At 54.4% G+C, this 13,236-nt stretch carries 13 protein-coding genes; 5 read left to right on the forward strand and 8 right to left on the reverse strand.

Going from position 1 to position 13,236, the window contains the following annotated elements; all coding sequences use genetic code 11:
* Positions 1-193: 193 nt before the first annotated feature.
* Entirely contained in the window at positions 194-424 is a 231-nt protein-coding gene (locus BJ887_RS07675) for a DUF2554 family protein (protein ID WP_025204219.1), read from the forward strand.
* Here the strand turns inward: BJ887_RS07675 and BJ887_RS07680 are convergent, their stop codons facing one another.
* Positions 425-2,389 (reverse strand): U32 family peptidase, encoded by a 1,965-nt coding sequence (locus BJ887_RS07680; RefSeq protein WP_014170027.1) that lies wholly within the window; start codon positions 2,387-2,389, stop codon positions 425-427.
* 80 nt (positions 2,390-2,469) lie between these two features.
* Positions 2,470-2,997 (reverse strand): helix-turn-helix domain-containing protein, encoded by a 528-nt coding sequence (locus tag BJ887_RS07685; protein ID WP_032681024.1) that lies wholly within the window; start codon positions 2,995-2,997, stop codon positions 2,470-2,472.
* 92 nt (positions 2,998-3,089) lie between these two features.
* Here BJ887_RS07685 and BJ887_RS07690 point away from each other — a divergent pair, with 92 nt between their 5' ends.
* Positions 3,090-4,256: a benzoate/H(+) symporter BenE family transporter gene (locus tag BJ887_RS07690; protein ID WP_121339689.1), complete on the forward strand. Its 1,167-nt coding sequence runs from the start codon at positions 3,090-3,092 to the stop codon at positions 4,254-4,256.
* On the opposite strand, the gene BJ887_RS07695 is transcribed toward BJ887_RS07690, so the two are convergent.
* A complete protein-coding gene (locus BJ887_RS07695; protein WP_040017453.1) occupies positions 4,236-5,108 on the reverse strand; it encodes a helix-turn-helix domain-containing protein in 873 nt (290 codons plus the stop codon). The two genes, BJ887_RS07690 and BJ887_RS07695, sit on opposite strands and share 21 nt — an antisense overlap.
* Positions 5,109-5,281: 173 nt before the next feature.
* Here BJ887_RS07695 and BJ887_RS07700 point away from each other — a divergent pair, with 173 nt between their 5' ends.
* On the forward strand, positions 5,282-6,178 hold the full coding sequence (locus BJ887_RS07700; protein ID WP_014170023.1) for a DMT family transporter: 897 nt from the start codon (positions 5,282-5,284) through the stop codon (positions 6,176-6,178).
* A 32-nt stretch (positions 6,179-6,210) separates the two neighbouring features.
* On the opposite strand, the gene BJ887_RS07705 is transcribed toward BJ887_RS07700, so the two are convergent.
* Together BJ887_RS07705 and BJ887_RS07710 are read right to left on the reverse strand one after the other, a co-directional pair.
* Positions 6,211-6,885 carry a DUF3313 domain-containing protein gene (locus BJ887_RS07705; protein ID WP_020884175.1) on the reverse strand — a complete coding sequence of 225 codons (675 nt, stop codon included), beginning with the start codon at positions 6,883-6,885 and terminating at the stop codon, positions 6,211-6,213.
* Positions 6,886-7,020: 135 nt separating this feature from the next.
* The gene (locus BJ887_RS07710) at positions 7,021-8,616 is read right to left on the reverse strand and encodes an ABC transporter substrate-binding protein (RefSeq protein WP_121339690.1); all 1,596 of its coding nucleotides are present in this window, start codon (positions 8,614-8,616) and stop codon (positions 7,021-7,023) included.
* Between the two features lie 111 nt (positions 8,617-8,727).
* Here BJ887_RS07710 and pepT point away from each other — a divergent pair, with 111 nt between their 5' ends.
* Complete coding sequence (gene pepT, locus BJ887_RS07715) at positions 8,728-9,957, forward strand: peptidase T (protein WP_121339691.1); 1,230 nt, start codon at positions 8,728-8,730, stop codon at positions 9,955-9,957.
* On the opposite strand, the gene tehB is transcribed toward pepT, so the two are convergent.
* Positions 9,954-10,547 (reverse strand): tellurite resistance methyltransferase TehB, encoded by a 594-nt coding sequence (gene tehB, locus BJ887_RS07720; RefSeq protein WP_121339692.1) that lies wholly within the window; start codon positions 10,545-10,547, stop codon positions 9,954-9,956. The genes pepT and tehB overlap by 4 nt on opposite strands.
* On the reverse strand, positions 10,547-11,548 hold the full coding sequence (gene tehA / locus BJ887_RS07725) for a dicarboxylate transporter/tellurite-resistance protein TehA (protein WP_121339693.1): 1,002 nt from the start codon (positions 11,546-11,548) through the stop codon (positions 10,547-10,549). Before tehA ends, tehB begins: the two co-directional genes overlap by 1 nt.
* 122 nt (positions 11,549-11,670) lie before the next feature.
* Between tehA and ydcK the strand changes: the two genes are divergently transcribed.
* Positions 11,671-12,651, forward strand: coding sequence for a YdcK family protein (gene ydcK / locus BJ887_RS07730; protein WP_025204226.1), 981 nt, complete (start codon positions 11,671-11,673; stop codon positions 12,649-12,651).
* On the opposite strand, the gene rimL is transcribed toward ydcK, so the two are convergent.
* Positions 12,646-13,194 carry a 50S ribosomal protein L7/L12-serine acetyltransferase gene (gene rimL / locus BJ887_RS07735; protein WP_121339694.1) on the reverse strand — a complete coding sequence of 183 codons (549 nt, stop codon included), beginning with the start codon at positions 13,192-13,194 and terminating at the stop codon, positions 12,646-12,648. The genes ydcK and rimL overlap by 6 nt on opposite strands.
* Between the last annotated feature and the right edge of the window lie 42 nt (positions 13,195-13,236).

Here is a 13,236-nt window from a genome sequence, read left to right on the forward strand (position 1 = left end):
TCCTTAAAGCTAGTGGCTAATTACGTACCAGAATTGGCGGTTAACAAACTTGATGCTAATTTTAGGAAAAGTCTCATCACAGCTGTCGCCGCACAGAATTTGACACTCTCTTTGCGCTAATTTGAATTTTTGAATAATTTCCCGAAGAAATTATTGGCATGATAGTCCCGCGATGGCATTCAACGGTGAAATAATGATGAGAAAAGGGTTAACGCTGATATTGCTGGTGTGTGGGTTATTTTCAGGTCAGCTGATGGCAGGACATAAAGGCCATGAATATGTGTGGGTAAAGAATGTGGAGCATCAGCTCCGCCATGAAGCGGATAGCGATGAATTACGCAGCGTTGCAGAAGAGTCTGCGGAAGGTTTGCGCGAACACCACCTGTGGCAGAAATCGCGCAAACCGGACACGCACTTTCGGTAATTAATTACCCTTACGCTTAGGCAGGGTTTTCATTAAATCGTCCGGGCTCACGGAGGCCACAACGCTACCCGGTGACGGCATTTTGAAAATATGATTTTTCATCTTGCCAATCACATGCATTTCGCACGGACGGCAGTCAAATTTCAGGGTCAGCACTTCGTCGCCATTCACCAGCTGCATCGGTGTGGCCTTCCAGCTTTTAATATTCCCTTTCGCCTGTTTCGGGCAGAGGTTGAAGGCGAAGCGGAGACAGTGCTTGGTGATCATCACCGGCACGTCGCCCTTCTCTTCATGCGCTTCATAGGCTGCGTCAATCAGCTGTACGCCGTGACGGTGATAGAATTCACGCGCTTTGTGGTTATAGACGTTCGCCAGGAATGACAAGTGCGTGTCAGGGTAAACCGGCGCAGGAACGGTTTCGGCCTTGCGGCTGCCGCGTGGATAGTTAGCCAGGCGGGCGGCATCCAGCATTTCTGCCGTCTCGCGGCGGAACTGATTCAGCAGGCTGTTCGGAACAAACAGGGCATCCGGCAGGTTAACGTCGATATGACGCGCGTAGTAAAGGGTCTGCCCCAGCTTCGCCACGCCATCCTTCAGGTTATTAAGGGCTTTTTCCGCGTTGTTTGCCACCTCGAACAGACCATCAAGCGTGTGCGTTACGCTGATACCGTCTTCACAGGTCATGGTCAGGATCAGCTGCTCTTCCCAGCCACCCAGTTCAATGTCCACCGCGATACGGCGTTCGCTCGAGGTTTTCAGTAGCGCCTGCTGCCAGTTATGGTCAAGGTTACGGTTCAGTGCCGCGTTAGGGCGCGCTTTGTAGAGATCCGCAGGCATCTCGTTTGGCCATACGCGATAGCGATTTTCACCGGTTTTTTCCACCGTATTCGCACGGAAGCCCACCACTTCACGCTTGATCATCACGTTCAGTCCATCGCCGTTGGCCAGCGGCTCGGTCACTTCCACGTCGAGGTGATCTTTTGCCACTTTCAGCACTTCACCCACCGGTAAACCAATAAACTTCGGTGAATCAAACGCACCGATATCCCCTTTACGGGCATTCACAAAGTAGTCAGTGCTGCCGCGGTGGAAAGTTTTGTCCGTTGACGGAATAAAGAAATGCTCGGTACGACCGGCCGACGCACGCGCCAGGTCACCGCGATCTTCAATGATGGCATCCAGCATCTGACGATAGTGAGCGGTGATGTTCTTCACGTAGCTCATGTCTTTATAACGCCCTTCAATCTTGAAGGAACGCACGCCGGCGTCAATCAGCGCACCCAGGTTGGCAGTCTGATCGTTATCTTTCATCGAGAGCAGGTGTTTTTCGAACGCCACAACGCGGCCCTGATCGTCTTTCAGGGTATACGGCAGACGACATGCCTGAGAGCAGTCGCCGCGGTTGGCGCTGCGCCCCGTCTGGGCGTGGGAAATATTGCACTGACCAGAATAGGCGACGCACAGCGCGCCGTGGATAAAGAATTCAATGGTTGCGTCGGTCGCCTGGTGAATATCGCGGATCTGGTTCAGGTTCAGCTCACGCGCCAGCACGATCTGGGAAAAACCCACATCAGAAAGAAACTTCGCCTTCTCTACCGTGCGGATATCGCACTGGGTACTGGCGTGCAGTTCAATGGGAGGAATATCCAGCTCCAGCACGCCCATATCCTGCACAATCAGGGCATCGACGCCGGTCTGGTAGAGATCGGTAATTAAACGTTGCGCAGGCTCCAGCTCATCATCATGCAGAATGGTGTTCAGGGTCACGAACACTTTCGCCCCAAAGCGATGGGCGAACGGCACCAGTTCAGCAATATCGCTCAGGCTGTTGCTGGCGTTATGACGGGCACCAAAGCCAGGCCCACCAATGTAGACGGCATCAGCACCATGAAGGATCGCTTCACGGGCGATGGAGGCGTCGCGGGCCGGGCTTAAGAGTTCGAGATGATGGGATTGCAGGCGCATACTTCGTCGTTATCCGTTATGGTCAAAATGGCGGCTATTGTAGTCAGAAGTATGCGGCAGCGAAACAGTTTTGCGTCGCTTCAGCGGGGATAATGGATCAGGGAGTGAAAATGCACCGGCCGGTCGCTGCTGTTGCGATAGGCGTGCGGTTTATCCCCGGCAAAACGCACCCCAGAATCGGCAGTAATGGTCTGCCACTCGCCATCAATGTTCATCTCCAGTTCGCCGCTGATCACCACCACGTGTTCAATCACGCCAGCCTCGTGGGGCGTGGATTCGCTCAGGGCGCCGGCAGCGAGGGTTATCGAAAAGTGGTCAAACTTTAGCGTCTCATCCCACGGGAATAACGGTTTCACCACCATCGCCTGCTGTTCCGGGTCGAATACCGCCTGCCTGTCAGCTGCCGCCGTGATGAAGGCAGAAAAAGGGATGTTCAGCCCCGTGGCGATTTTCCACAACGTGGATACCGTCGGGCTGGATTCATTGCGCTCGATTTGCCCGAGCATGGCCTTTGAAACGCCGGTCTCTTCCGCCAGTCTGGCGAGGCTCCAGCCACGCGCCTGACGCTCGGTTTTCAGTGTGTAAGCAAGATGTTGTGTGATGTCCATGTTCCCTCCTGATGCGACCGATCATACCACTTGTGCGCTATAACGCACAGTGTTACCTTAGGGCGGACGTTATAACGCACAACGGAGTTTTTATGCGCCCTTCATCCTCACTCTTTCCTGCCGTTCTCGCCGGTTTTGTCGCCGTTCTGGTGGGATATGCCAGTTCCGCCGCCATTATCTGGCAAGCCGCTGCTGCCGCAGGCGCAAACGCGCAGCAGATCGCCGGCTGGATGACGGCCCTGGGGATAGGTATGGGGGTCAGCACGCTGGCGCTTTCCTGGTGGTATAAAGCCCCGGTGCTTACCGCCTGGTCCACCCCCGGCGCGGCGCTGTTAGCCACCAGCCTGCACGGGGTAACGCTTGCCGAGACCATCGGGATTTTTATCTTTGCCAACGCGCTCATTCTGCTGTGCGGCGTAACCGGGTTGTTTGCTCGCCTGATGAAGCTTATCCCGCATTCCCTTGCCGCTGCTATGCTCGCCGGGGTGTTGCTCAGGTTTGGACTGCAGGCGTTCAGCAATCTTGAGGGGCATTTTTTACTGTGCGGCAGCATGCTGGCGGCATGGCTGTTCGCCAAAGCGCTGGCACCCCGCTACGCCATTGTCGCCACGTTGCTGGTGGGCAGTATGGTGGCCTGGGCGGGAGGTGACGTTGTCACAAAAGAGTTAACCCTTTCCGTGGTGATGCCCACGTTTATCGCACCGACCTTTACGTTAACCAGTCTGATAAGCATTGGCGTGCCCTTCTTCCTGGTCACCATGGCGTCCCAGAATGCGCCGGGCTTCGCCACGATGCAGGCTTCCGGCTATCCGCTGGCCGTATCACCGCTGATGATCGTCACCGGAGGGCTGGCACTGGTGTTATCCCCGCTCGGCGTCTTTTCCATCTGTATTGCCGCGATCACCGCTGCGATTTGCCAGAGCCCGGATGCGCACCCGGATGCCAGCAAACGCTGGCTTGCCGCCATGGCCGCAGGCGGGTTTTATCTGCTGGCGGGCATTTTTGGCGGATCCATTTCCGGGCTGATGGCCTCCCTTCCCCTGAGCTGGATCCAGATGCTCGCCGGCCTGGCGCTGCTGGGCACCATCAGCGGGAGCTTGTATCAGGCACTGAACAACGAAACGGAACGCGACGCGGCAATAGTCACCTTTCTGATGACCGCCAGCGGCATCACGATCCTGGGTATTGGCTCTGCGTTCTGGGGGCTGGTGCTGGGCGGCGTATGTTATACGGTTTTTTCACACCTTCGCCGCGCGTAGCTGCGAGGGCGTTATGCCCATCATGCTGCGAAAGCGGTTACTGAAATGGCTGGCGGAGTTAAACCCGCAGGCCAGCGCGATATCGGTGAGCGGTGTGGTTGTGTGCTGCACCAGCGCTTTGGCTTTCTCCATCCGACGCTGCATCACGTACTGATGTGGCGCCAGCCCCATGGACTGACGGAACATTCTGGCGAAATGATACTCGCTCAGCGCGGCCTGTTCGGCCAGTTCCGCCAGCGTCAGCGGCTGGGAAAGGTTCTCTTCGATAAACGCCAGCACGTTACGCAGCACAAACGGCGACAACCCGCCGGTCACCACCGGCAGTTTCCACTGCACGCTGGAGTAATTCTGTAACAGATGGGTCATCAACAGCGTAGACGCGGTACTCAGGGTGAGCTGGTTAGCTTTTTGCTGCCAGTCGCAGCCGAGCAAAAACTGACGGTAAAGCGCGGTAATTTTCGGGTCGCTGCCGAAGATCTTTTCATCCAGCGTCAGGGACAGCGGGCGCTTGTCCCAGATTTTTTCCCCGACATCACGCAGATGCTCATCGGTGCAGTAGAGATGGACAAACGTCAGGTCATCGCGAATATCCCACGTCGATTCACTCTCTTTTGGCATCAGACAGAAACGGTCCGGGCCGCCGCCGTTTTTCCAGCCGCCCGGCGTTTTTTGATAGCTCTCATAACCGTCCGCCACGTACAGGCTGAGGGTATGGTGATTACTTTTCACGGTTATCGTGTCGTGCTTGTTGTACCAGGCTGCCAGTTGAATACCGGAATTCAGTGCAACGGTTTCCCGCAGCACGGCGTTCTGCTGGCGTAGCGTTTCAAAGGTATCGTAAGCGCGAGACATAGCTATTAACGGGTGAGTAATCAGACTCTCAGTCTATGAAGTGTTGCGCCACGATGCCAGATCTGCAGCCACAAAAAAGCGCAAGAATATGCAAGTCCACCGCAAATCGGTGAAAGCAATGTCATGCCACTCGCGCCAGACTGCACTTTTCAGTATGTGAGAAGAGAGCAACAATGAACGCATTACTCTATGGACTGGTGGTGGTGATATGGGGAACAACCTGGATTGCCATTTTCCTGCAACAGGGACCAGTCGCAGCCCCGGTGTCAATTTTCTGGCGCTTTGCCGTGGCCTGCGCCACGATAATGATCGTCTTAATTGCCCTGCGCCGGCTTCGTAAGCTGGCCTTGCGGGACCATCTCTTTTGCATGCTGCAGGGATGCTGCGTTTTTTGCTTCAACTTCTGGTGTTTTTATACCGCCGCCGCGCACATCAATACCGGGCTGGAGTCGGTCATTTTCTCAATGGCCGTACTGTATAACGCTATCAACAGTTTTATTTTCTTCGGTCAGCGCCCACCCGCACGCTTCTGGACGGCGGCGGCCCTGGGACTTATCGGGATCATCACCCTCTTCTGGGACGACCTGCTGGCGAGCGGCTGGAGTGCCTCCCTGCTGACGGGGATTGGCCTTTCAGCACTGGGGACCTACGGGTTCTCGCTGGGCAATATGATCAGCATGCGCCACCAGCGAAAAGGGCTGGAGACCATGACCACCAACGCCTGGGCGATGTTTTACGGTACGGTCATTATGGGCTGCATTGCCCTGTTCCGGGGTGACAGTTTTATCCCCGAATGGACGGTGAGTTACATTGGTGCGCTGCTTTATCTCGCCATTTTTGGTTCGGTCATCGCTTTTGGCGCCTACTTCACGCTGGTGGGACGCATTGGCCCGGGCAAAGCGGCATACAGTACGCTGCTCTTCCCGCTGGTGGCGCTGTCCATCTCCACGGTCTATGAAGGTTACGTGTGGCATCTCAACGGCATCATTGGATTACTGCTGATTCTGGGCGGGAATATGGTGATGTTTACGAAACCGGAAACCTGGTTCAGACGTTTGCGTATGGCATAAAAAAAGGCCTGCATTGCTGCAGGCCGTTTTGATTATTTCGCGGTTTTCTTAACATCAAACATGGTGGCATCCGTCGCCATGTCATCCACAACCTGTTTTAACGTTGCGAAGCCCATTGGCGTGTTTTCGTTCGCCAGCTCTTTACCTTCGCCTTTACGCACGACCTTCATGACCGGCTTATTCGTCGCCGAATCAATCAGCTCGCCTTCGAAGAAGAGATGGGTATCCATGGTGCGGTGCCCCGTTGCCATCTGCGTACCTGCAACCACTAACGCGACGGGCACTACTTCATAGAACTGCAGACCTTCTTTCTGTGAACTCACACCGGTAATCGCACCGCGGAAGATCAGGCTGTGTTTACCTGGCGTTGTAACAACAGGTTTACGCTGGCTGATTGCCGCTTTCATTTTGGTGTTGGTATAAGCCAGAAGCTCATCAAGCGTTTTTTGACCAATTTGGGTCGTTGGTTTTGGCGCTGGATAATAGGTGATTGGCGTCCATAAAATACTGTCGTAATTTGCCTCGTTATACGACGGGTCGACCCAACGCAGCGTCGGTTTACCCGTTGCGGACGTTGTTTGCTGCAATCCAGAATAATCTTTTAAAAAGCCTGAATACTGTTCGGGGGCGGCGACTTTAGACGAACAGCCCGCTAACGCCAACAGACCAGAAAGCACTGCAACTTTAAAAAAAGTGTGAGTACGCATGATGGTATTCCATGTTATCTGCAAGTATGCATTTGAAGTTATAGCAAAAGTCTGGCGGGTTTGTTGTGACAAAAAATGATGTAAGCAGCACAAATTGCGAAAAGATTGCCCGACTGAACGCCGGGCAGAGAAAAACTACTGATTAATATCAACCTGCCAGAACAAATGCTTGCCAAACGGATCGATTTCATAGCCCGTGACTTCCTTGCGCACCGGTTCAAAAATCGTCGAATGGGCAATCATTACTGCCGGCATCTGGTCATGCATCATCTGCTGGGCCTCTTTATACAGCGCCACGCGTTTATCATGATCGGTTATCGATTTCGCTTCAGCGATAATTTTATCAAATGGTTTGTAGCACCATTTGGCGGAATTAGATCCACCGTTAGCCGAAGTACAGGTAAATAACGGACCAAAGAAGTTATCCGGGTCGCCGGTTGCGGTGGTCCAGCCCATCAGCGCGGCCTGGTGTTCACCGCCCTTCACCCGCTTAAGATACTCGCCCCATTCATAGGTGACGATTTTGGTCTGGACGCCAACCTTCGCCCAGTCGGCCTGAATCATCTCCGCCATCCGTTTTGCGTTCGGATTGTAGGGACGCTGAACCGGCATCGCCCATAAATCGATGCTGATGCCGTTTGCAAAACCAGCCTCCTTCAACAACGCTTTCGCTTTTTCAGGATCGTAGTCGTAATCCTTCAGTTCGCTGTCGGCGCTCCAGACGCCGGGTGGCAGCAGGTTTTTCGCCGCCGTGCCGGTGCCGTGGAATACCGCGTCAATGATGGCCGGCTTATTGATGGCCATTGCCAGCGCCTGGCGAACCTTCACGTTATCCAGCGGAGGTTTTTGCGTATTGAAGGCCAGAAAACCGGTATTCAGCCCGGCTTTACTCATCAGATTAATGTCTTTGTTAGCCTTCATGCGCGGCAGATCCGCCGGGTTTGGAAACGGCATCACCTGACATTCGTTCTTCTCGATTTTGGCAAAACGCACCGAGGCATCGGGCGTGATGCTAAACACCAGCCGATCCAGCTTCGATTTGCCCTGCCAGTACTCCGGAAACGCAGTGAACAGGATGCGCGAATCTTTCTGGTACTGCGCCAGCTTAAACGGCCCGGTGCCAATCGGGTCCATATCCACCTTCTCCGGCGTGCCGGCTTTCAGCATCGCGTCGGCATACTCCGCCGACAGGATCGAGGCGAAATACCACGCCAGATCGGCGACAAACGGCGCTTCCGGATGGGCGAGCGTAAAGCGTACAGTGTGGTCATCAACTTTATCAATGGCCGTGATCAGGCTACCGAACTCAAGGCTCTCGAAGTTGGAATAGCTGCCGTTAGAGACGTTGTGATAGGGATGGTTTACATCCTTCTGGCGCATAAACGAGAAAATCACGTCGTCGGCGTTAAAGTCGCGCGTCGGCCTGAACGATTTATTACTCTGGAATTTCACCCCTTTACGCAGATGGAAGGTATAAACCTTGCCGTCCTCGCTCACCTCCCAGCGTTCCGCGAGGCTCGGGACCAGTTCCGTTGTACCCGCCCTGAAATCGACCAGCCGGTTATAGACCGGCACGGCACTGGCATCCACGCTGGTTCCCGACGTGTATAACTGAGGATTAAAATTTTCCGGCGATCCTTCAGAGCAATACACCAGCGTTTTTGCCGCGACGGTGGAATTGACCGTGAGCGCAGCAAGTGCCAGCGTTAACATTGTGAGTTTGCTTTTCATCATTTATTCCTGTCTTTTTAATTCGACGGCTAATTAATTCTTTTGCCATTTCATAAATATCATTAAAGTGATGTAGCAAACACCTGAAAAATAAATACAGAAGGAATCACTATGGGCTCGGCACTCTCCAGACAATTAACTCACCGCTTCTTCCGCTATCTCGCCATCACCAGCCAGAGCGATCCCAGAGTGAACACCCTTCCCTCTACGCCGGGCCAGCACGACATGGCGCGTGAGCTAGCCCAGGAGCTGGCGCAGCTGGGTTTAGACGATATTGTGATTGATGAATACGCGACGGTTACTGCGGTTAAAAAAGGTAATGTAGCCGGGGCGCCACGCATCGGTTTTATTACCCATATTGATACCGTCGATGTCGGTTTATCACCGGATATTCATCCACAAATATTACAATTTACGGGTGAAGACCTCTGTTTGAATAAAGAGAAATCAATCTGGTTACGCGTAAAAGAGCATCCGGAAATTCTGGCTTACCCGGGTGAAGAGATTATTTTCAGCGACGGGACCAGCGTATTAGGCGCAGATAATAAAGCCGCCGTCACCGTGGTCATGACGCTGCTGGAAAACCTGACGCCAGAACATCAGCATGGCGACATTGTGGTCGCGTTTGTGCCGGATGAGGAGATCGGCCTGTGTGGCGCGAAGGCGCTGGATCTAAACCGTTTTGACGTTGATTTTGCCTGGACCATCGACTGCTGTGAACTGGGTGAGATTGTTTACGAGAACTTCAACGCCGCGGCGGCAGAAATTCGCTTTACCGGCGTAACGGCTCACCCCATGTCCGCCAAAGGCGTGCTGGTTAACCCACTGCTGATGGCGACAGACTTCATCAGCCATTTTGACCGCCAGCAAACCCCGGAATGCACCGAGGGGCGTGAAGGCTATATCTGGTTTAACGGCATTCAGGCGGGGCAAAACGAGGCCGTCTTAAAAGCGAATATCCGTGATTTCGATAAAGCACAGTTTGCCGCCCGCAAGCAGCAGATTGCCGATGTCGCGGCGTTGATTGCCGGGCAGCATCCTACGGCAAAGGTGGAATATCGCATTGAAGATACCTACAGCAATATCAGCAATGCGATTGGTGAGGATCGTCGCGCTATCGACCTGATGTTTGAGGCCATAGAATCCCTTGGGATCACGCCCAAACCGACGCCAATGCGCGGCGGTACTGACGGCGCAGCGCTCTCGGCAAAAGGCCTGCTCACGCCAAACTTCTTCACCGGCGCGCATAACTTCCACTCGAAGTTTGAGTTTTTGCCGCTGTCGTCGTTCGAGGCCTCATACAACACGGCCCTGCAGCTCTGCCTGCTGGCCGCCCGTTAAGCGGGCTTGCGCGCCAGCAGCGTGGCAAAACGCAGTTTGATGCGGTTACCGTTCTCGTCGGTGCGGTGCAGTTCGCCCACCTCTTCGTTGTACTTGAGCAACGCCCAGCCCTCGTAGTAGTTGCTCAGTTCACCGCTTTTGAACGCAAACGGGAAGCCGACGGTGCACGGGTAATCCGCCGTGTCCATCGCGGCAACAATCAGGTTATAACCGCCGGGTCTGGTGCAGCGCTGCATATTGCCGATCAGGCCCGGAATGGTTTTCGCTTCCAGGAACATCAGCACCACGGTAGAGAGAATAAAATCGTATTCGCCCTCAAAGCTCAGGTTGTTCAGATCTTTGATTGCCGTCTGCAGGTTTACGATGCCTTCTTCCGCTTTGATACGCTCAATATTATCGATACTCAGGGGATTTTTATCCCACGCGGTCACGTCGTAACCGTTGGCTGCCAGATAGAGGCTGTTACGCCCGTTACCACAGCCCAGATCCAGCGTTTTACCCGGTTTCACAATGCCCGCGCTATACAGCACTTCTGAGTGCGTACGGGTTAAGCTATATTTCTCTGTGAAGTAATTTTCATCAACAGCCATTATTTTTCCTCAGATTGCATAAGCAGCGCTTTATCAGTGCGCACCAGAAGTTTGCCCTGTATCAGCAAGATAAACGTTCGTACCAGCAGCATCCCGATGATGACATTGGTAAAGATAAACAGTGGGACGGCAATGGCGTGAAAAAAGCCCGACGGACTGCTCTGCCCAAGATGAAGCCCCGTGGTGGCCAGGGCCGACACGCCAAACGAGAAGCTCCAGAACGAGGCGTTAAACGGCTGGGACAAATACCATGGCATCAGCCGTAACATAAACAGCAGTTGCAACAGGCCGTAGCCGAACAGCATTTTGGCAAATGTATCCGCCTCACCGCCATTGACGCTAAACCAGGCGCTGCAGGCCACCAGCGCGGGGGCCAGCTGAATACCCAGCGAGGTTCGCAGCGCGGAAGGCAACTCCCCGGCGCTACGAAGTCGTTGCAAAATCACCGGCTCAAGGCTGAGCCAGGAAAAAACGCCCGCCCCGAGAAACACCAGCCCGGCATCGTTAAACCCCAGCGCGCCGCACGCCATGGCGCTGATAAAGTTGTTTGCCACCGTGGGCAGATATAACCCCGGCGTGGTGGCCTCTTGCGGATGGTTACCGCGCCATAATCCGGCGCTTTGCCAGGCAGCATAAGCCAGCTGTATCACCACCCCGACGCCAAATAACACCAGTGACACCGGGCGCAGCCAGGGCACAAAACCGATGGCGACCAGCATCGTTGTGGCGGGAAAAAGGCTGACAAAACTGCTCATCACCGGGTGGCGCATCTCGGCCAGCACACTTTGCGGAAAACGGATCGCCCGGGCGATAAACGCCACCGTCAGCAAAAACCAAATCACAATCGCAAGGGCCACCAGGCCCTCACCAGGCCAGCGCGTCACGGGCCAGAGCGTGCTGGCGTATCGCCAGGCGAAGCCCATCCCAATGATGCCAAGCACCATACCGAAGTAACCCGCGGGCAGGTTAAGCACTTGTTGAGTGTTGTTATTTTTATTCATTAATTTGAATTTTTAAAATGTATTTTAAATGCCATTTTAAGGGGTTTCCGCGACGGATGCCAGCACTACGAAACGCCGAAAGTTTGCTACGTTTAGTGGAGACGCTTACCCGAGACTCCATGATGAAAAAGTACAGGCTCAGCGAGGACACCCGCCTCTGGCAATGGAAAAACGGCGAGACAACGCACACGACGTCGTTACGACAGATTATTGCCACGGCGAATTTTAACGACATCGTGAGCGGCACGAAAGGCGGCTGGGTTGAAGATGAGAGCGCCCTCGCGCACGAAGGCGACTGCTGGATCTACGATGAAAACAGCGTCGTCTTTGCCGGTGCGACGGTGTCCGGCAACGCGCGCCTTACCCTGCCTTGCATCGTCAGTCATGACGCGCAGATTGGCGACAACTGCTGGCTGGACGGCGCGGAGGTCAGTCACGGCGCGCGCATAAGTGACAATGTCACGATACAACAATCCTGCGTGCGCGGCGAATGCCATATTTTCGGCGAGGCGCGGGTGCTTCATAACAGCGTGGTGATTGCTGCCAAAGGGCTTACGCCGGACCATGAGCAGATCCTGAAAATTTATGACAAGGCGACGGTGAGCCAGTCCCGCATTGTGCATCAGGCGCAAATCTACGGCGAGGCAATGGTTAATTATGCCTTCGTTGAACACCGGGCGGAAGTTTTCGACAGCGCCATCCTCGAAGGCAACGATCTCAATAACGTCTGGGTATGTGACTGCGCAAAAGTGTACGGTAACGCCCGCGTCATTGCCGGTTTTGACGACGATGCCATCCCTACCGTCCGCTACAGCTCTCAGGTGGCTGAAAACGCGGTGGTGGAAGGAAATTGTGTCATTAAACACCACGTCCTGATTGGCGGTCAGGCCTGGCTGCGCGGCGGCCCTATCCTGCTTGACGATAAGGTCGTGATCCAGGGACGGGCGCGTATCAGCGGCGATGTGCTTATTGAGCATCGGGTTGAAATCACCGACGATGCGGTGATTGAGGCTTTTGCCGGTGAGAACATCCACCTGCGCGGCGAAAAGGTGATTAACGGCGATCAGCGCATCACCCGTACGCCTCTGTTGGGGGCGTTATAGCGGGTAAATTTTGCCGTAGAGATTCACATCGTCATAACAGCCATTCAGGAACTCTGCTTCCCGCAGGCACCCCTCCAGCGTAAAACCGTTGCGCAGGGCAACGTTGTTGCTGGGTTTATTCGCCACCCGACACTTAATGACAAAACGGCGGATCTCGCCTCGCTCGACGTAATAGCGCATAAACGCCTGCAGCGCCTGCGACAGAATGCCCTGTCCCTGATGCGCCTCATCCAGCCAGTAACCGATGTATCCGGCTTTGTTGGCGGGTTCAATCGCATTAAACGACAGCACGCCGACCAGGTCCTCATTCTTGAAAATCAGAAACATTTTGGCGTAGCCGCGCTGGTGCAGCATCTGATTACTCAGCACATTACGACGGGTGTCATCTTCGGTGCCCACATGCTGCGCCCAGTCAAAGGCGGTTTGCAGCCAGGCTTTGTTTCTGATGACCATGTTGTGCAGATCGGCGGTATAGCGCTCTTCGACGGCGCGAAGCTCGAGATGGTCAGTCACCGGGATAATTTCAGATTCAGTGTCGGTCATGGTCCCTTCCCGTCACCCTCTCCCCGCCGGGGAGAGGGAATA

It is taken from the genome of Enterobacter sp. WPR_3_1, from assembly GCF_003635055.1.
Taxonomy (GTDB): Bacteria; Pseudomonadota; Gammaproteobacteria; order Enterobacterales; family Enterobacteriaceae; genus Enterobacter; species Enterobacter ludwigii.